Annotated in this window: 18 protein-coding genes; 9 read left to right on the plus strand and 9 right to left on the minus strand. The window is 31.4% G+C overall.

What is annotated here, in order from left to right; genetic code table 11:
* The first annotated feature begins 7 nt into the window (after positions 1–7).
* The 5 genes from ACWJJ7_RS16030 to ACWJJ7_RS16050 all read left to right on the plus strand — a co-directional run bounded on the left by ACWJJ7_RS16030 (position 8) and on the right by ACWJJ7_RS16050 (position 4236).
* Positions 8–1450 carry an IS4 family transposase gene (locus ACWJJ7_RS16030; RefSeq protein WP_462962964.1) on the plus strand — a complete coding sequence of 481 codons (1443 nt, stop codon included), beginning with the start codon at positions 8–10 and terminating at the stop codon, positions 1448–1450.
* Between the two features lie 437 nt (positions 1451–1887).
* Complete coding sequence (locus ACWJJ7_RS16035) at positions 1888–2118, plus strand: AbrB/MazE/SpoVT family DNA-binding domain-containing protein (protein ID WP_462962965.1); 231 nt, start codon at positions 1888–1890, stop codon at positions 2116–2118.
* Between the two features lie 38 nt (positions 2119–2156).
* Positions 2157–2999, plus strand: coding sequence for an ABC transporter ATP-binding protein (locus ACWJJ7_RS16040; protein WP_462962966.1), 843 nt, complete (start codon positions 2157–2159; stop codon positions 2997–2999).
* Positions 3000–3004: 5 nt separating this feature from the next.
* Positions 3005–3652 carry an ABC-2 transporter permease gene (locus ACWJJ7_RS16045; RefSeq protein WP_462962967.1) on the plus strand — a complete coding sequence of 216 codons (648 nt, stop codon included), beginning with the start codon at positions 3005–3007 and terminating at the stop codon, positions 3650–3652.
* 239 nt (positions 3653–3891) lie between these two features.
* Positions 3892–4236, plus strand: coding sequence for a recombinase family protein (locus ACWJJ7_RS16050; RefSeq protein ID WP_462962968.1), 345 nt, complete (start codon positions 3892–3894; stop codon positions 4234–4236).
* A gap of 47 nt (positions 4237–4283) precedes the next feature.
* Here the strand turns inward: ACWJJ7_RS16050 and istB are convergent, their stop codons facing one another.
* Together istB and istA are read right to left on the minus strand one after the other, a co-directional pair.
* Complete coding sequence (gene istB / locus ACWJJ7_RS16055) at positions 4284–5048, minus strand: IS21-like element helper ATPase IstB (RefSeq protein WP_462962969.1); 765 nt, start codon at positions 5046–5048, stop codon at positions 4284–4286.
* Positions 5045–6640 carry an IS21 family transposase gene (istA, locus tag ACWJJ7_RS16060; RefSeq protein WP_462962970.1) on the minus strand — a complete coding sequence of 532 codons (1596 nt, stop codon included), beginning with the start codon at positions 6638–6640 and terminating at the stop codon, positions 5045–5047. Before istA ends, istB begins: the two co-directional genes overlap by 4 nt.
* Positions 6641–7320: 680 nt before the next feature.
* Between istA and lanKC the strand changes: the two genes are divergently transcribed.
* The 3 genes from lanKC (at position 7321) to ACWJJ7_RS16075 (ending at position 11942) form a co-directional block, all read left to right on the plus strand.
* Complete coding sequence (gene lanKC / locus ACWJJ7_RS16065) at positions 7321–9981, plus strand: class III lanthionine synthetase LanKC (protein ID WP_462962971.1); 2661 nt, start codon at positions 7321–7323, stop codon at positions 9979–9981.
* A 22-nt stretch (positions 9982–10003) separates the two neighbouring features.
* A complete protein-coding gene (locus ACWJJ7_RS16070; RefSeq protein WP_462962972.1) occupies positions 10004–11590 on the plus strand; it encodes an ABC transporter ATP-binding protein in 1587 nt (528 codons plus the stop codon).
* A gap of 229 nt (positions 11591–11819) precedes the next feature.
* A complete protein-coding gene (locus ACWJJ7_RS16075; RefSeq protein ID WP_462962973.1) occupies positions 11820–11942 on the plus strand; it encodes a hypothetical protein in 123 nt (40 codons plus the stop codon).
* 293 nt (positions 11943–12235) lie between these two features.
* Here the strand turns inward: ACWJJ7_RS16075 and ACWJJ7_RS16080 are convergent, their stop codons facing one another.
* Complete coding sequence (locus tag ACWJJ7_RS16080) at positions 12236–12694, minus strand: hypothetical protein (protein WP_462962974.1); 459 nt, start codon at positions 12692–12694, stop codon at positions 12236–12238.
* Between the two features lie 737 nt (positions 12695–13431).
* Between ACWJJ7_RS16080 and ACWJJ7_RS16085 the strand changes: the two genes are divergently transcribed.
* Entirely contained in the window at positions 13432–14874 is a 1443-nt protein-coding gene (locus tag ACWJJ7_RS16085) for an IS4 family transposase (protein ID WP_462962131.1), read from the plus strand.
* 531 nt (positions 14875–15405) lie between these two features.
* On the opposite strand, the gene ACWJJ7_RS16090 is transcribed toward ACWJJ7_RS16085, so the two are convergent.
* From ACWJJ7_RS16090 to rsxC, 6 genes are read right to left on the minus strand one after another with little or no spacing between them, the layout of a single operon-like run.
* On the minus strand, positions 15406–16257 hold the full coding sequence (locus ACWJJ7_RS16090) for an RnfABCDGE type electron transport complex subunit B (protein WP_462965023.1): 852 nt from the start codon (positions 16255–16257) through the stop codon (positions 15406–15408).
* Positions 16258–16263: 6 nt separating this feature from the next.
* Entirely contained in the window at positions 16264–16851 is a 588-nt protein-coding gene (gene rsxA / locus ACWJJ7_RS16095) for an electron transport complex subunit RsxA (RefSeq protein WP_462962975.1), read from the minus strand.
* Positions 16852–16875: 24 nt separating this feature from the next.
* Positions 16876–17568: an electron transport complex subunit RsxE gene (gene rsxE / locus ACWJJ7_RS16100; protein WP_462962976.1), complete on the minus strand. Its 693-nt coding sequence runs from the start codon at positions 17566–17568 to the stop codon at positions 16876–16878.
* The gene (locus ACWJJ7_RS16105) at positions 17568–18110 is read right to left on the minus strand and encodes an RnfABCDGE type electron transport complex subunit G (RefSeq protein WP_462965024.1); all 543 of its coding nucleotides are present in this window, start codon (positions 18108–18110) and stop codon (positions 17568–17570) included. Before ACWJJ7_RS16105 ends, rsxE begins: the two co-directional genes overlap by 1 nt.
* Before the next feature lie 24 nt (positions 18111–18134).
* Positions 18135–19055 carry an RnfABCDGE type electron transport complex subunit D gene (locus ACWJJ7_RS16110; RefSeq protein ID WP_462962977.1) on the minus strand — a complete coding sequence of 307 codons (921 nt, stop codon included), beginning with the start codon at positions 19053–19055 and terminating at the stop codon, positions 18135–18137.
* Between the two features lie 15 nt (positions 19056–19070).
* Complete coding sequence (gene rsxC / locus ACWJJ7_RS16115) at positions 19071–20393, minus strand: electron transport complex subunit RsxC (RefSeq protein ID WP_462962978.1); 1323 nt, start codon at positions 20391–20393, stop codon at positions 19071–19073.
* Between the last annotated feature and the right edge of the window lie 387 nt (positions 20394–20780).

A 20780-nucleotide genomic window follows, 5' to 3' on the forward strand; every position in this document is an offset into this window, starting at 1 on the left:
ATTACAAATGATAAAAGAAAACTTAAAATTGGATAAAGATATAAAGCTTTTTGCAGATGAACTTAAAAGATGCTTTTCAAAAGAGGAGCTTGAAGAAATAGCGAGAGAAACGGGGTTTGTGAAAAGAAAAGGTAAAATTGAAGCATGGGAATTCGTTTGCTTATGCTGTTTTATGGATGCAGAGGTTGCAAATAACACACTTGTTACCTTATGTACAAAACTTAGTGCAAAAATAGGAATAGTTATTTCTAATCAAGCATTAGATCAACGTTTAAATGAAAGATGTGTAGAATTTTTAAAGAAGATTTTTGAGAACCTATTGCGCCAAACAATAACAAATAATACTTGTATACCAAGTGTATGGGATGAACATTTCAAACGAATAAGAATACTTGATTCTACTGCTTTTCAAGTGCCAGAAAGCTATAAAGATATTTATCCTGGATCTGGTGGCTGTTCTCAAGCTTCTGGTGTAAAAATACAACTAGAATATGAATTGAAATCTGGAAATCTGCTTAATATACAAGTAGGAGCGGGATCAGGAAGTGACAATACTTTTGGGAGCAAAATAAGAGATACTGTCAAAGCTGGCGATCTTATTTTAAGAGATCTTGGGTATTTCAACTTTGAAGATTTTTTGGATATAGAAGATAGAGAAGCTTTTTTCATATCAAGACTCAAACCTAATATAGCAGTATATATAGAAAATAAGGATATAGAGTACTATAAGAATGGCTCTCCTAAAAAATCAAGCCTTTTTAAAAGAATCTATATTTCTGACATAATGAAACAGATGGGCGAGGGAGACCGTTATGAAATTAAGGATGTTTATGTAGGTAAGGAAAAGAGCCTAAATACAAGGCTTATTTTGTATAAACTAACAAATGAGCAATTGAAAAAAAGAACAGAAAAATCTGTGAAGACTGCTAAAAAGAAGGGTATAGAAAAAAGTGATAATACTATTGAATTATTAGGGATATCTATTTATATAACGAATATTACAGAAGAAGTTTTAAGTGCAAAGCAGGTTCATGAGTTTTACAGTTTAAGGTGGCAGATCGAAATAATATTTAAAACTTGGAAATCCATATTTAGTATACAAGTTGTAAAGTTAGTTAAAATAGAACGGTTTCAATGTCAGCTTTATGGAAAACTTATTTTGCTACTCATAAGCTCTGCTGTAATGTTTAAAATGAGGACTTTATCTTTAGAAAATAACGGGCTTGAAGCTAGTGAAATTAAAACTTGTGAAATAGTTCATGAATATATTGATAGTCTATACTTTGAGCTTATCAAATTCCCTAATAAAATTTTCAACACCTTAAAATTCATATTTGAAAATGTAGTTAGGAATGGTATGAAATCTCATAAAAAAGATAAGAAAACCGTTTTTGATATCCTTGGAATTTGTTATAAACGAACATCAGCGCAGGCTAAAGTTGCAGCATAAACCAACTTAAAAAAATTGCGAATATTCCCACTATATAGTGGTTTTTTTGGCATGCCATGAAATTATTTGAATACTAATATGAACTTAAAATACACCATTCAAATTCACGAAAGAAAAATTAATGGTAAAATATTGTAGCTGGTGATAGTCCGATATTATTTAATGTGGCTTAGCTTGATGGCTATGGGGTAGAGCCAACATTTCCGACAAAACCCACGCTAAGACATAAAATGGATAAAAAATTTACAATTTACTTCAGAATAGTATTTAAGAACTAAGTAAATATTATTCATAAATAGCGTATATGAATTAGGGAGAGTGAAGATTGTGCTTTCTCTTTTTGGGTTGACACATAATTTAATAAAAAGTATAATAAGTTATACAAGTTATATAAGTTATACAAATAAAACAAATCATACATAAAGGAATGATAAGTTATGACAGTACAGATACCAGAAGGAAAATTTATGAGTACGGTGAAAGTTGGAGAAAAGGGCCAGATTGTGATTCCCAAAGGTGCAAGGGATATATTTGGTATAAAACCAGGGGACACTTTACTTTTACTAGCAGATAAAGATAAGGGAATTGCTATTGTACAGAATGATGGATATCAACAGTTTGCAAAAGAAATTTTTGCAGCACAGGAAAAACCGGAAGAGGCAGAATAGCAGCGCAGTTAAGGAAATCAAATGGAGGGGGATTGCATATGGACGTATTATCAATACAAAATTTAAATAAGAGATATGAGAAATTTGAATTGAAGAATGTTTCATTTTCTATGGAACAGGGGACAATTATGGGTTTTATCGGACGTAATGGAGCGGGTAAGACTACCACATTAAAAGCTTTGCTTAATTATGTTCATGCAGATAGTGGAACTATTAAAGTTTTTGGGGAGAATTTTTCCGATAACGAGTTTTTAATCAAGCAAAAACTTGGTTTTGTATCGGGGGGAGTAAATTACTATCCGAAGAAAAAATTAAAAACCATCACAGAAGTTACCAAAAGGTTTTATAAAAAGTGGGATGAGGCGGCTTATGAAGCATACTTAGAGCGGTTTCATCTGGATCCTGAGAAAAAGGCGGATGAGTTATCTGAAGGAATGAAAGTAAAATACCAGCTGACATTAGCCTTGTCTCATCATGCCAAATTATTGATTTTTGATGAACCTACCAGCGGACTTGATCCTGTTTCAAGAGATGACCTGCTTGACTTATTTATCACCCTGGTAGAAGAAGAACGGGTAAGTATCCTGTTTTCTACCCATATTACATCGGATTTGGAAAAATGCGCAAAGTATGTTACCTATATTAAAAATGGCGAGATTCTTGCAAGTACAGATAAGAAGTCGTTTTTGGATGCTTATAAGATTGTAAAAGGAAGCCCTGATCAGCTTACGGAGGTAATCAGTAAAAAACTGATAAGCTTTAAAAAACATGCGGATGGTTTTTGCGGACTGGTTCATACTGAAAATCTGCCAATTGATGGAGATGTAGAGATTTTACCAGCTGATTTGGAATCCATCATGATTTATATTGAGAAGGAGTGAACACAATGAAAGATTTAATGTATAAAGAGTTTAAACTTTCTATGCATCCTGTTCCATATATTTTCTTAAGTTTAAGTACACTTTTATGTATTCCAAATTACCCGTATTACGTCACATTTTTCTACACTTGTCTGGGAATTTTCTTTGTATTCCAATCAAACCGTGAAAATCGTGATGTATATTATATGATGGCCTTGCCAATTCGGAAAAGGGATATCGTAAAGGCGAGATTTTATTTAGTGGTATGTATTGAACTGGCACAGGTCATCACCTGTATTCCATTTGCTTTTATCCGCGATAAATTCATTCCGTTGAATAATCAGGTGGGTATTGAAGCAAATGTTGCATTCATTGGCTTGTCATTTATCATGCTTGGTTTGTTCAATTTTATTTTCCTTACGCAATATTATAAGAGCGGGTATAATATCGGAGTGCCTTTTTTCCAGTCAAGCATTATGATGGTTATTTATATCGTGGTAGCGGAGGTTATGCTTCGTGTCATCCCGTATATGCGAGATTATTGTGACAGCATTAGTATCGAAGACCAGATAAAGCAGATACCTATACTTCTTCTGGGCGTTATCATATATACAGCAATAACCTTGCTAGCTTATAAAAAGTCAGCTGACAGTTTTGATAAATTGGATCTTTGATGGTGACTTGTATTTTGGAAAATTTTCTATCTTTATATATTGTGAAATATCAAGGGCAGAAATGCTCTTTTTATTTTTTTATAAAAGCCCCATAAACGGTCGTTTTTGGAACTAAAAGGGTTAGATCCTTTTTTAGTTCTTATTTTTATACTTTTCAGCCCCAAAACTATTACCAAAAACAAAGTTTCAAAATTGACTATCACCTAACGTTTTTGGTACTATTTAAGTGAGGTGATATCATGAATTTAGGTTATGCAAGGGTAAGTACTGAAGAACAAAACTTATATAGACAAATAGATATACTAGAACAGGTTGGTTGTGGCAGAATTTATGAAGAAAAAGTGTCCGGTGTAACGAAGAACCGTCCTGAACTTAATAAAATGTTAGATCAAATTCGTACTGGTGATGTAATAATAATATCGGACCTTACAAGATTGAGTAGAAGTGTTAAAGACCTTTTTAGTATTGTAGAGCAGATTGAAGAAAAAGGAGCTAATATTAAATCAATTAAGGAGTCTTGGTGTATTTGTCAAGTGAAAACTCCCCCATATTCTAACCCAAAACTCCTCCACCAAAAATTGTAAAAAATAATATTCCCTCCAAATTAATTATATAGTGAAGAGAAATTTTATTATTGTTTTGCGAGCCATTCTTTAGTTTCCTTTAATCTGTAGGAGGTACCATTCATATTTACTATATATGCCTTATGCGTAAGTCTATCGATCATTGCAGCGGTCATAATAGGGTCTTTAAATATCTCATTCCACCTTTCAAAGGATAAATTTGTGGTTACTATAGTTGATTTTCTACCTGCTCTTAATGATAAGTGACTAAATAAAAGTTCTGAACCTTCTTTATCATAAGAAATATATCCCAATTCATCAGCAATAATTAAATCATACTTATCAAATTTATTTTCAAATGCTCTTAATACTTTCTGAGAACGACTTTCTTTTAATTGGGTGATAAGCGATGATACCGTAATAAAAAGAACTTTATAGCCAGCTAAACAAGCTTTTATTCCAAGGCCAATACTCATGTGGGTCTTGCCTGTCCCAGGATTTCCAGCTAAAATTACATTTTGTCCTGTACTAATAAATTCAAGTGAACTTAACGTCTTTAATTTCTTTTTAGCATCAACTGGTAAATCTTCAACTACAAGATCTTCGATATATTTTTTATAAGGAAACTTTGCTATTCTAATTCTATTTTGTTTACTACTTTCACTTCTTAAAACAGATTCTTTTTCCAATAATTTGTAAAGAAATTCTTCATAGCTTATGTCATTAATGCAAGCATCTTTCGCACCCACCTCAAAGTTATTTTTTATACCTGCAAGTTTAAGATCTATTGCTAATTCTTCAATATCTTTATATAATTTCTTCTTATTTATCATATTATAGCCACCTCATTATTAAAATCTTCCGTTGATATTGGGATTAAAGCTTTATACACATCTAGTAAACCGTTAGGTTCAAATTCAACAGTTGAATTTAGTTGGATAACATTATTTTCGATAAAATTAGTATAATCTCTATTACAAATAGACTTTATTTTTTCGGTTGTTATATCCGTAGGATTTATTTTATTTAATAAATTTATTGCATTTAGGACCTTAGAGATATTACTTTTACCTATAAATAAAAGTAATTCTATAAAATCTTTCTCTTTTTTGTTATAATAGGTATCATAGATGTTTTGAATCCTAGGGTCTGCTTGTAGCATTGCAGTGCTTGAAGCTAATGATCCTGGCTTTCTTTTAAAGGTATTAAGATAATGTTCAAGCTTAATAGACCATTCATGAAATCCTAACTTCTTTTCATGGGAAGCTATTTTTTTACCCTCACTAAAGCAAACAATGTCATTGGAATATATTTTTATGAATATTCTTTTTCCAACATACATATCAGGTACAGAATACCGACAGGTATTCACTGAGAATGTCGAATATTTATCCACTCTAGGTTCTTCTATCCTAGCAGTGTCAAGTTTTGCAATATAAGGCCCCATATGTTGTCTTTCCTCATTAAGAATTTCTTTTGCAGTTTTCATATTTTTTATTTTTTGTGGTTGGCTATTCAATTTATCGCATGTTTCCATCAGATATTTATTAGCTTCTTCTAATGATTTAAAACTATCATTTTTACAAAAAGACTTACGTCGTACTACCTCTACACTTCGCTCGACATGACCTTTTTCATTTCCAGCTCGAGTATTGCAAAACCTAAAGTCAAAGCCATAATACATGGACATTTTAAGCAATGCATCCGTAGGTTCTTTCTCAGTAGGTCCTACAAATTTTTTAACTGCAACTCTCATGTTATCATAAACGATTGTTCTATATACTTGTCCTATATGTTCAAAAAACAAAGCATGAGCTTCTTGAAAACACTCTGAATTTTGTTTAGCAAATAACTGTGCATATCTATAATTCCCTTTTGCAGATGTAAATACAGCCATTTGAAATGTTCTATCCAGAGCATTAATAGTTAACTTTACTTCCCCCCAATCAAATTCACAAATATCCCCAAGCTCATATTCTGATTTTATAAATGCCTCGGCTCCATTCTCAAGTAATTTATTTATATAGTTACTCACAGTTGGATAACTTATATCGTAATCGTCTTCTTTTAACGCTTCATATATATCAATTTTCTTTTTTTGCTGCTTATGCCTCCCGGCATGCCGTTTTTGCTGGTTTTCTTCAATATACCCCTTTATCTTATTTATAATTTCTTCGGTTAATTTTTTCTTTTTTCTATTTATGCAATAGTATTTAGGTTTCTCAACAATACTGTCCTGAAGTTCTCTTATATCATCAATTCCTCCATTAAAATTCAAAATTTCTTGTCTTGCCACTTCGTATTCTTTAACATATTTACTAATAGTTTTTCTATCAATTCCAGTCTCTCTAGCTATGGACCTTTGAGACTTTCCGTTTAGATGTGCCGATATTATGATGTGTTGTTTTTCACTCAATTTAATCATCTCCATTTCCCCCTCTTATGATGCCTCTCATAAGAAAGTTTACTGTAAGGTGGGGGATATTTCAATTAGAATTGTGGGGTAGTTTTAGATTAACATATACAACATTAACATACTAACATACCTTTTCGGGGGGATAGGCAAAAACACCCAATAAAAAAGTAAAATTTAGTGATATAAAGGTTAGTACTGTACCCACTTTTGAATCCAAACATATTCAAAAAAAGAAGGTGTAAACGATTGACAAATTAAACATAACATGTATAATTATTGTAAGGGATGGTTAATATTACCTGGTGTTGATTGTTTCAAGGATAATCTCCACAGGGAGAGGCACCTATTCCAAAATAAAAAAAAGGGGGTAGTAATATTATGACTAGTATATTAGAATTACAAGCTATTGAGGAAGAAAAAGTTACTCAGTACGAAGCCGGCTGGAGTATGATAAGCGGTATTTGCAATAATTAGAAAATGTTTAAGATAAAACGAAAATGAGGCGTATATAACTAATTATTTAATTACATACGACTCATTTTTGTTTTTATTTATATTAAAATAAAATATATGCTTGTTTTACAAGCTAATAATTTTAATATAAACAAAAAATAATTCGAATAGTTAACAAATTTAATATTATGTATAATTATGTTGAAAAGTATTTGATTTGAAAGGGGTAGTAATCTATGAAAAAAAATATTTTTTTGTATAATTTAACTAATAAATATTATTGTGAAAACATTGAAAATAGAAAGAATTCTGATGAGTTTTATGAGATAGTTAAAAATTTATTGCCTAGTGAATGGGATATAAATAGATATGGTATATATTTTACATGTACAAATGTAAAACACAAAATTCCATTTCAAGGTTGGAAAATTCATGTTTCTGCTACTTTAACTAATCCAAAAGAAATACTGTATATTGTAACTAAAATAGCTATAGATAATAATGTTTCCTTTAAGTTTATGATGGACACTGACATACTAAAACTAACAAGTCAAAAAATGTACCCTAGAGGTTCTTCAGGAAAATTCATAACAATTTATCCCCAAAATACTGATGAATTTTTAAAATTACTTGATATTCTATATTGTATGCTTAACCCTTTTAAAGGTCCATATATTTTATCAGATAAAAGATATAAAGATTGTGAAGTTTTATATTATCGTTATGGTGGAATGATTGGACAGTTTAGAGTAGAAAAAGATGGGGAGCTTACTCCGGTGATTTCGGATGAAAATGGTTTTTGGGTTGATGATTGTAGAATGCCATATTTTCAAATACCTATTAATATACCAAATCCAGTAACTGAACATTTAGAGGATGAGGAAGCATCATACCTGAAAAAAAATTATAAAATTAATAAAGCCATTCACTTTACAAATAGTGGTGGAGTTTATGAAGCTATTAATCTGGATGATAATAAAAAAGTGGTTATTAAGGAAGCGAGACCTTATACATGTTTTATAAATTCTAAAAAAGATTCAATATATCTAAGAAAAAAAGAATTTGAATTTCTACAAAGGTTAGAAGAATACAATATGACACCTAAACCTGTTAAAATATTCAAGGAGTGGGAACATGTTTTTTTAGTCGAAGAATTTATCGAAGGTCTTACTTTGGAAAGGTTTTGTGTTGAAAATAATCCGTTTTATAAGACATTCAGAAATAGTGATCAAATAAGTGCCTATATTGATAACTTAATCAATATATTTATTGAGATAGTTATATTTCTTAAAATTGTTCATGAAAATGGGTTAATACTTTCAGATCTATCACCCAACAATATAATGATTACAAAAAAAACAGATGTTAAATTTATAGATCTAGAGGCTTGCTTAGAAAAAAGCGATAAATCTTTTTCCCAACTGTCTACAGCTGGATTTAGTGAAAAAATAGGACAAGATAATTTTATAGAATCAGATTCATATGCTCTTGGATGCATTTTTTTTAGTTGTTTATTAAGAAGAAATGAAATGATTTCTATTGATCAAAATATTATTAAAAGATTTTTAGATAGTCTATTTAAAGATTATTGCTTGCCCAAAGATTTAAAACATATTATACTTGATTTAACTCAAAATGAAGTTAAAAAAAGACCACAATTAGACGAAGTAAAATGCAGATTGAATAGAATTCAAACAACAACATATTCTTGTTTAAAGATAAAAGTAAACCATAATTACAATGAGCTAAATTTTAAATATAGTAAAACAATAAATGAATGTTTAATGGCTATAGAGAAAACGGCCGATATACAAAGAATTGATAGACTTTTCCCTAATACACCATTTATAAACACTCCATTGAATATAACATGTGGAGCATTAGGAAATATATATGCCTTCAGCTGGTTGAAACAGGAAGAAATGATTAAAAAATATATACCTTGGATTATGGAAAGAACTTCTAAATTGGATGTATATCCTCCAGGATTGTATGTTGGTCTTGCAGGAGTTGCATGGGTACTTCTTGAAATTGGGCAAAAAGAGAAAGCAATAGAAATATTAAAAAATTGTGATGAAAATCAATTGTTTAAGAATAATTTTGGAATTCGATGTGGATTGTCAGGATATGGATTAACAATGCTAAAATTTTGGATAGAAACGAAAAATAAAGAATTTTTAGAAAAATCGATAGCTATTGGTGATGAATTAATTTGCCAGGCCAAGATAGATCATTCAAAAGGATTCGCATACTGGCAAGAAGGAAAGGATCCGATTAACATAGGATATGGAGATGGGGCAAGTGGAATTTCTTTGTTTTTCTTATATTTAAATTTAGTAACTAATGAACAGAAATATTTAGAAATTGGACAATTAGCTTTAAAATATGACTTATCGCATAAAATAAAAATAGGAGATAGTGATTTTTATGCGTTTTCTTCAGATGATGTAAATGTTGAGACACTTTATCCATATTTTTTGGAAGGAAGCGCTGGAATAATTTCCGTTTTAGTGAGATATTATAAAGTTACGAAACAGGATTATTATTTAGAAGAAATTAACAATATCTTGCCGGGTATATATGTAAAATATGCTATTAATCCAGGTCTATTTTGTGGAATGGCAGGACTAGGTAACACATTGTTGGATTGTTATCAATTTTTGGATGATACCAGTTATAAAGATAGGGCATATGATATGGCAGAAGGTCTTGATTTATATAAAGTAATGTCTCCGGATGGAGTTCTCTTTCCAGGGGATTATATAACTAAGTTATCAACAGATTTGGGAAGTGGAACATCAGGTATTATTCTTTTTTTCAACCGATTACTAAACAATGAAATGAATTTTTGTTTCTTTTTAGATGAATTATTTATAAATGGTTCAAAAGGAGTATAGGCTCATTAGGATGGGGGGAAATATGAAAAAGGTTATTAGGCAAAATAAAAAAATAGTGGTAATTGCAAGCATTTTGAATATATTGTCATCGTTGTTATTGGTATTAACAGCGTTAATGTTAGCAAATCTCTTGAATGTTATTATTGCAGGTGATGTTCATGCCTTAATAAAACAAAGTATTTTTATGATTTTGATGTGGACTATATCTATCATTATGAATTATGAAAGTAAAATAAATACAGCAAAAGCCGTTGCAAAAATGAATTTTACTTTAAGATATCAAATTACAGATAAATTAACCCAAATGGACTATGAGCAATTTTATAAAAATGAGACCGGAAGCTATGTTTCTTGGTTAACTAATGATGTAACTCAGATTGAAAGTACAACATTCAACCAATTTTTCGTATTAATTTCACAATTATCTATGATTATATTTTCATTATGTGGACTAGTATATATTCACTTGTGGGTCGCAATGCTTGCAATTATTTTATGTGTTTTAATGTTAATTCCCCCAAAGTTGATGAACAAAACTGTTGAAAAAGATTCAAAAGCTATGTCTGATCAACAAGAAGAATTTGTAAAAGTTACAAAAGAAACTATGATGGGACATGAGGTATTATATAGTTATAATTTATTGTCACGATTTAAATCCAGTATTTTAGAAAATTCTAAGATTTTAGAATTTACGAAGTACACATTTAAGAAGACACAGACAGTAGTTAACACCTTAATTAGTTTATCAAATATAATTTCTCAAATTGCAATGACTTTTATTACTGGATATTTGTCAATTAAGGGATTAACATCTGTAGGTTCAATTTTACCAGCTGCAAATTTAGCTGGTTCATTTTTCGGTTCATTTGCTACTTTATTAAATTGTGTTACAACAATAAGATCTTCTAAACCTGTTTTGGAGAAATTTGATACCGATCCTAATGAATTTACAACTTTAGAAATGTGCCCACCTTTTTCTAACTCCATTGAACTTAGAAATGTAAGTTTCGGTTATAAAAATGAAGATGTTTTTAAAAATCTTTCACTTATCTTTGAAAACGGAAAAAAATATGCAATCATTGGTAAAAGTGGAAGTGGTAAAACCACATTGATTAAATTGATTTTAGGTCATTTAAATAATTATGAAGGAAACATATATATTGATAATGTTGATATAAAACAATATAGTCAAGAAAGCATTAGGGACAATATTGCATATATTAGTCAAAATGTATATATATTTAGTGGGACTATAAAAGATAATATAACATTATGCGAAAACTTTACTGAAGAGGAATTAGATAATTCATTAAAAGAAAGCTGTCTAAGTGATTTTGTTTTATCTTTAGATCAAAATTTAAATACTTTTTTAGGAGAAGAAGGGAATAACATTTCAGGTGGCCAAAAACAACGCCTTTCTATAGCCAGAGCTTTGATTCGTCATAAACCAATCATCATTATTGATGAAGGAACCTCGGCATTAGATAAAAAAAATGCATTTGAAGTTGAATCCATATTATTAAAAAATTCTAATTTCACTATTATTCTCGTCACACATCATTTAAACGAAGAATTGATAGATAATTTTGACAAAATAATTGAGCTATAACCACTTAAAAGATTGGCTATGTTTAAGAAATTCGCTAATAATAGGGGAGACACCGAAAAATAATAAAGTATAAGGGGTTCTACGCCCAAAACCCCGCATTTTTTGAAATTTGAATATATGAAAATACAGGTTTTAAAGGTCTTAATCATATAATATCCAACCATCATTTATGGGAAAGTTGATATAAAATCAATATTTTGATGAAGTCGAGGTCGTCAATAACCGACCAATGAATATATGGCTTTATGCCAAGTGCAGAAAATATATTGACCCAGATGACCCTGAAAAAGATGAAGCATTGCATGAGGCAGAGGTGGAAATAGATGGTGACTATGACGGGAATCCTACATAATATTTATACCAGGATGTTTTGCTTATTCCACCTTTTCGGGGGGATGGGCAAAAACACCCTATTAAGTAACATTCAAATTGATATTCTATATCAAAACACAAAAAATCGTTGGTAACTAAGGAAAGTACCCACTTTTGCTCAAACTTTTTTACTAAGCTACAATTGAACCTTTTTATGCTTCTTGTAACGCTCCATATATTCAACTAGGGACATACTTATTAAATCCATAGACTTAAACTCGCTGTATCCACTCATAAACTCTCTGAATTGTTCCCAGACCTCCTTATACAGCCTCACAGTAGTAGAGTTTTTATATCCCCCTGTAATTTATCACTATCAATCTTTAACTCGCTTACATCCACTTCTATGACATTTTTTTGATTATTATACCACTCTAGCATTTCCTTAATATTATCATGTTTTTCTATTATATCTAATATCTTAGTTGTAGCTTCTTTTGAGTTGAATATATTTGTATTAGTTTTATATTCATGCTTTGCAATCGCTTTGATTTCAATAGGTTTGACTATGGGTAATATGTTTATATTAGATTTATATTCACTTGATTTTATAAACATTTTTTCTTGTTTGCTGAACGTATACCCTACAGATTTTAATTTTTTTGCTATAGTTTTTCTACTAATTTTAATTTCCTCACTTATAGTGGTTAAGGTTAATCCTTCTTTTAATTTATCATTCATAAAATTAATTTTTCCCTGTGGAGCAAGTTCTTCAAATTTAATTTTATCCATTTCAGCCCCCTCTAATATGTTTGTATTGTAAATATAAGTATAGCATTAATATATTTGTATTATAAATATATTTTATTAATTTTTCTTTGGGTGTCTGGGCAGGCTTTCCGTTCCAATTAAGAAACTTTAAATAAAATTAATTATATTTTATGAGTCTCATTTAACTATAGTTATATGATGCGTTAAAAAAGGAAGACAATAACCTATATGAACCCATTGAACAGGTCGTAAAAGTGTTTCATATTTTTTGATACAGATTACAATAAAACCATAAGTTGTTGCGCACTTTTATCCAACTACGCAACAAATTTTTTTTAAAAAATGCTTAATTTATGAGTGTAACAGTTGGTATATCTAAATCAGAGTTTATAATTTCTGTTATTTTTAAGGTTAGTTGTTACGCAGTTTCAGCCAAATGCGGGGGAAGTGCTCGCAAAACGCGGAAAACATACGTTAAGACAGTTATTACCCAAAAAGTCTTTTATCAAAACATTCTGACTCAAAAAAGTGTATAACATCAGTTTAAATCATTGATATATCTAGGGTTTAATCACTAAATGATAAAGCTCTTGTTTTTTTGCTCGAAACAATTTAGTTAAAGTACAATTATAGTATTGATAGGGGTAGAGCCACATAGCCATCAAGCTAAGAGAATTCTATAAAAATAAAACCCCCCATTTGTAAAAATGTTATCATTTAAAAGATAATAAAAACACATCAATGGGGGTAATTTACAAATGATAGAAGAAAACTTAAAATTGGATAAAGATATGAAACATTTTGCAGCTGAAATTAAAAGATGTTTTTCAAAAGAGGAGATTGAAGAAATTGCGAGAGAAACAGGTTTTGTGAAAAGAAAAGGTAAGATTTGCGCATGGGAATTCATTTGCTTATGCTGTTTTATGGATGCAGAGGTTGCGAATAATACACTTGTTACCTTATGTACAAAACTTAGTGCAAAAATAGGAATAATTATTTCTAATCAAGCATTAGATCAACGTTTAAATGAAAAATGTGTTGAATTTTTAAAGAAGATTTTTGAGAATCTGTTGCTCCAAACAATAACGAATAATACTTGTATACCAAGTGTATGGGATGAACATTACAAACGAATAAGAATACTTGATTCTACTGCTTTTCAAGTACCGGAAAGCTATAAAGATATTTATCCTGGGTCTGGCGGCTGCTCTCAAGCTTCAGGTGTAAAAATACAACTAGAATATGAATTGAAATCTGGAAATCTTCTTAATGTACAAGTAGGAGCTGGTTCGGGAAGTGACAATACTTTTGGGAGCAAAATAAGAGATACTATCAAATCTGGTGATCTTATTTTAAGAGATCTTGGATACTTCAATTTTGAAGATTTTTTGGATATAGAAGATAGAGAAGCATTTTACATATCAAGACTCAAACCTAATATAGCAGTATATATAGAAAATAAGGATATAGAGTACTATAAGAATGGTTCCCCTAAAAAATCAAGCTTTTTTAAAAGAATCTACATTTCTGACATAATGAAACAGATGGGCGAGGGTGACCGTTATGAAATTAAGGATGTCTATGTAGGTAAGGAAAAGACGCTAAAAACAAGGCTTATTTTATATAAACTAACAAATGATCAATTAAAAAAAAGAACAGAAAAGTCTGTGAAGAATGCTAAAAAGAAGGGCATAGAAAAAAGTGATAATACTATTGAATTATTAGGAATATCTATTTATATAACCAATATTACAGAAGAAGTTTTAAGCGCAAAACAGGTTCATGAGTTTTACAGCTTAAGATGGCAGGTGGAAATAATTTTTAAAACGTGGAAATCCATATTTAGTATACATGTTGTAAAGTTAGTTAAAATAGAACGGTTTCAATGTCAGCTTTATGGAAAACTTATTTTGCTACTCATAAGTTCTGCTGTAATGTTTAAAATGAGGACTTTAGCATTAGAAAATAAAGGCCTTGAAGCCAGTGAAATTAAGACTTGTGAAATAGTTCATGAATATATTGATAGTCTATATTTTGAGTTTATCAAATTCCCTAATAAAGTTTTTAATACCTTAAAATTAATATTTGAAAATGTAGTTAGGAATGGTCTGAAATCTCATAAAAAGGATAAGAAAACTGTTTTTGATATTCTTGGAGTTTGTTATAAATTAACATCATCGCAGGCTAAAGTTGCAGCATAAACCAATTTAACAAAATTGCGAATATTCCCACTATATAGTGGTTTTTTTGGCGTGCCATGAAATTATTTGAATACTAGTATGCACTTAAAATACACCATTTAAATTCACAAATGAAAAATTAATGGTAAAATATTGTAGTTGGTGATAATCCAATATTATTTAATGTGGCTTAGCTTGATGGCTATGTGGAGTTTCCCCTATAATAGGTTATTTTATATCTATAACTTGGTTCGTGAAATCTACAATCAATTCACAATATTCGTAAATAGTGCATCAATCATGAATTCATGATTGATGCACTAACGTAAGATATTATGGTTTAATAAGTAGTAAAGGAGAGTAATAATTATGGTTACACAAGGTTCATTTACCATAATACTTAATTAAAATGAACGTAAAGTTTTACTTGTTAAAAGAAAAGATATTCCAATATGGGATTTGACAGGGGGAAGTTTAAATGTCTTCCAGTAAATAAAAAAGATAAGGAGAGGGTTATGTTAAACCTTCTCCTTATCTTTTCTAACTTTCTAACTATTTAATTACTACACTCTCGTCTTTAGGAGTGTCTTTACTCATGTTTACACGATCTTTTAATGGTTTTGAAATAACCTTTGTAGGACACTTAGTAGAACATAGTCCACACTGTGTACATTTTTCAAAGTCTATTATAGGTAAGTTATTAACCATAACAATTGCCTCAGATGGGCAAACTCTTGCGCACATTCCGCAAGCAATACATCCAACGCCGCAATTATCTTTTACTGTTTTACCCTTTGATTTTGAGTTACATTCAATAAGTACTTCTTGAGTAGCGGGAACGAGCTCTATTAAATCCTTAGGGCATACTGCAATGCATGCGCCACAAGCTACACAATTATCCTTATATACTACAGCGATGCCATCAATTATATGAAGGGCATTGAACTCGCAGGCCCTTACACAACTTGCAAAACCTAAACAACCATCGGCGCAAGCTTTAGGACCACCACCAGGAGCAATAACTGCTTGGCGGCAATCTTTGATTCCATCATACTCATATTTTTCTTTAGCAACCGTGCAAGTTCCTTTACATTTAACAAAGGCAACTTTAGGATTTGCGGTTTCAACGGATACGCCCATTATTTCTCCGATTTTTTGAGCAACAGAACTTCCACCTACGCTGCATGCATTTAGGAGTGCACCTCCCTCAACTACAGCTGTAGCATAAGCATCACAGCCAGCATATCCGCATGCACCACAATTAGCGCTAGGTAATGCTTCTCTAACTAGTGGTATTTTAGGATCAACCGCTACGAAGAATTTCTTGTTAGCATAACCAAGTACAACTCCAAATACAAGCCCCATACCGCCAATGCTTAATACTGGGTAAATTAAATTATTTATATCCATTTAGATACCTCCCAATTTTAAACCGCTAAAGCCTAAAAATGCTATAGCCATTAATCCAGCTGTAATTAATGATATAGGTAGACCTCTAAATGCTAGTGGCATATTATCGTTCTCTTCCATTCTTTCTCTTAAACCTGAAAGAAGTACAATGGCAAGCATATAGCCAGCCGCTGCTCCGAGAGCATTAACCATGGATTCTAATAATGTATATTTCTCACCTATGTTGATAACAGCCATACCAAGAACAGCACAATTAGTTGTTATTAATGGAAGAAATATTCCAAGTGCTTTATAGAGACCTGGCTGAGTTTTTTTGATAACCATCTCAACAAATTGCACGAGTGCTGCAATAACTAGCACGAATGATAGTGTTGATAAATAAGTTATGTTCAAAGGAACTAAAATCCAGTTATAGACTCCATAAGTCATGAATGAGGCTAGGAACATAACAAATACTACTGCTAGTCCCATACCTTTTGCAGTTTCGGTTTTTTTAGAAACTCCAAGAAAAGAACATACTCCAAGGAATTTAACTAATAAGAAGTTATTTACCAAAAATGCACTTATAAAAATTGAAAAAAGTCTCATTTCCATCCACCTTTCTTAAAAAAATTATTTTTTACAACTATGAGCACAAGACCCACATCCAGTACACTCACCAGTCACTGGATCAATTTCATGAAAATGTGCAATTTTATCATTAACTTTATTTGTTTGATTAATTGATTTTTGATTTAATAGAGCCATTAAAATTCCTAGAGTAATAAAAGCTCCAGGTGCTAAAACCATAATTATAGCAGGTTCAAAAGAGGCTCCAAATATATTTTTTCCATATATTGAACCAGATCCTAATAATTCTCTTATAGCACCAAGAATTGCTAAAGCTACTGTAAACCCAAGTCCCATTCCGATAGCATCAAAAATTGAAGGAAGTGCTTTGTGTTTTGATGCATATGATTCAGCTCTTCCAAGAATTACACAGTTTACAACTATAAGTGGAATAAAAATTCCGAGGGACTTATATAGAGATGGAACAAAACCTTGTAATAAAAACTGTATTAACGTAACAAAAGCAGCTATTATTGTAATATAAGCAGGTATACGAACCTTATCAGGGATTGCTTTTCTTAATATGGATATAAAAAGATTAGATCCAATTAACACTGCTGTAGATGCTAGGCCCATACCTATAGCATTTTCTACGCTGGTGGTAACAGCCAGCGTAGGGCACATAGCTAGAACTTGCACAAATATTGGATTTTCGGTTACAATACCATTTTTTAATCTTTCAGAAAATATGCTCATTATTTTTTAGCTCCTTTCAATGAAGAGTTGTAAAAATCAATAGCATCGCTAACACCAAGAGTTACTGCTTTAGATGTAATAGTTGCACCTGTAATAGCTTGTATTTGATTGTCCTTTGAAGGGGCTACTTTTACAACTTCTAATTTTTCGTTTATAGGTTTATTCTTAAATTGATCTGAAAACTTTGGGTCTGGAGCATTAGCACCAAGACCAGGAGTTTCAGTGTGGGCTAAAATTTTTATTCCAGTAACTTTTCCTTCGCTTGATATTCCAACCATGATTTCTACTGGGCCACCGTATCCTTTTGGAGCAACTTTTATAGCATATCCAGTTATTTCAGTACCCTTTAGTCCAGAATTAACCTCAGAAATTTTTTCATTAGTCTTTACATCTGTCTTTTCAAATTTATCAGCTGTGGGTAATATTGCTTTCATAGCAGCTTGTTTATCAGCAGTTATGGAAGTTGCGATAGGTGCTTTTGTTATTTCATAGGCACCACCTAGTAAAAATCCTGCAATTCCTGTAATTAAAAGCAAAATCATACCTAATTTAATATTTTCTTTCAATTATTTCACCTCCCCAAAAATACGTGGAGCAGTAAACTTATCAATAAATGGAACAAATAGGCTCATTATTAATATAGAGTAAGATACTCCTTCAGCATAACCACCATATAAACGTATAATTGTGGTTAAAATTCCACAGCCAAGTCCAAAGATAAGTTGTCCTTTTTTAGTCATTGGCGAAGTTGAATAATCTGTTGCCATAAAGAAAGCACCAATCATTAAGCCTCCAGCGCAAATTTCATATAATGCATTTCCAGTCATTAAACCATCTCTGCCTAATATTGAAGTTAAAACAAATACAGTACCAATAAATGCTACTGGAGTATGCCAGCTTATTATTTTCTTATATAATAGATAAGCTGCACCAATTAGTAATGCAAATACAGAAGTTTCACCAATGCAACCACCGACATTACCAATAAAAACGTTCATTAGACTAGGCAAATTGTCACCACCAGTTTTAAGTATTCCAAGTGCCGTAGCAGCGGAAGTACCATCAACGGTAAAATTAGTCATGTGAACTGGCCAAGAAGCAAGTAAAAATGCTCTAGCGGCTAAAGCGGGATTCATTACATTTTGTCCAATTCCGCCGAAAAATTGTTTTACAATAATTATTGCGAAAAACCCTCCAATTGCAGGAAGCCAAAGTGGAACAGCAGCTGGCAAATTAAAAGCAAGTAATAAACCAGTTACCACAGCACTAAGATCTCCTATTGTGATTTTTCTATGAGTAAGTTTCTGCCATAAAGCCTCTGCTACAATACATGATAGCACAGATACCAATGTAACTAAAAATGCTTGCATTCCGAAAAAATATATGCCGGCAAAGGTAGCAGGTATTAATGCTATTATTACGTCTCTCATTATGCCCTGCACAGAATCATTTGATTTTACGTGTGGGGATGAAGATACTGTATACATATAAGTCACCTCTATCTATTTTTTTCTTCTATTGATATTTACTGTTCGTTTACCTTCACGGCAAGTTTGAGTTAAATGACGTTTTGCTGGGCATACATAAGAGCAACAAGCACACTCAATGCAATCCATACCATGATATTCTTCAAATTCATCGTACTTACCTCTTAAAACTAAAGAGTTAAGTTTTGTAGGGTTTAAAAACATAGGACAAGCATTCATGCATTTTCCACATCTTATGCAGCTAGATTCTTGTTCTAATTTAGCTTGCTGTTTTGTTAAACAAAGTATCCCTGAGGTTCCTTTAATAACGGGAGTTTTTAATGAACTTAAAGCCATTCCCATCATAGGTCCACCTGATATTACTTTAACTGGGTCTTCTTTAAATCCACCAGCAGCCTCGATAACTTCTTCCATAGAAGTTCCAAATTTTACTCTTAAATTAAGAGGTTCTTTAATTGCTTCTCCGGTTACGGTTAGTACTCGCTCCATAAGTGGTCTACCATTTACTACAGCGTTGTATATCTCAAATACAGAATCAACATTTTGAACTATGCATCCAACATCTGCAGGGAGCTTACCAGAAGGTAATTCTCTACCAGTAATTGCATAAATTAATTGTTTTTCTGCACCTTGAGGATATTTTGTAATAAGTGGAGTAACTTGCACATTATCCAGGCTTTTACAAGCTTTTTTCATAGCTTCAATTGCATCAGGCTTATTATCTTCTACTCCAACATATCCCTTTACACCAGGGAACATTTGAAGAATAATTTTTAAGCCGAGAGCTATTTCATTGGATTTTTCGAGCATCATTCTGTAATCGCAAGTTAAATATGGTTCACACTCTGCAGCATTTATTATAATGCTGTCGATAATTTTTCCCTCTGGAGGGGTAAGCTTAATATGTGTTGGAAAGCCTGCCCCACCCATACCTACTATACCAGCTTCTTTAATGATAGCTACTAGTTCATTTTTTGATAGCTTTTCATAATCCGTGTGAGGAATCATAGTAAGTACTTCTTCGTAAGTGTTATCGTTTTCGATAATGACTGACAACGCCATTGTTCCATTACTATGTAGCCACGGTGCTACATCTTTTACAGTTCCAGATACGCTTGAATATATTGGCGCAGATACAAAAGCTTTGGATTCACCTATTTTTTGCCCCACCAATACTTTATCACCTTTTTTTACTAAAGGTTCGCAAGGCGCGCCTATATGTTGTTGCATAGGAAATACTAAGTTGCCCTTTGGAAGCAAATCTTGAATTGCTTTGTGCATACTTAAGTCTTTACTACCGCTCGGGTGAATACCTTTTTTAAAAGTCAAAAGTCCCATAATAAACCTCCTTGTAGTTCTCTGAGAGGCATAACAATTATCAATTGCTACCCCCCCTTAGTGTTTTTATAGGGTGGATAACAATAATTAATTGTTATTTACTCTATAAAAATTATAGCTAAGATTATTAAAAATGTAAAAAAAATGTAAAAGCTTGGACGCAGTTACAATTAGAATCCACTATACCATATATATTACACCTTTTGCGTATATAAAAGAATACCTTTTATGAAAAAAAACCTATTATGAAAAAGTGAGATTATTCTAATAATTCTATCAGTATAAATTATTTTTTTTAGGAACATTACAATGAAAAATATAAGATTAATATGATATACTTAATATGGATAATAAACTATATTTACGAGAAAATATAATTGAAAAGGT

This window comes from Clostridium sp. CM042, from assembly GCF_055080995.1.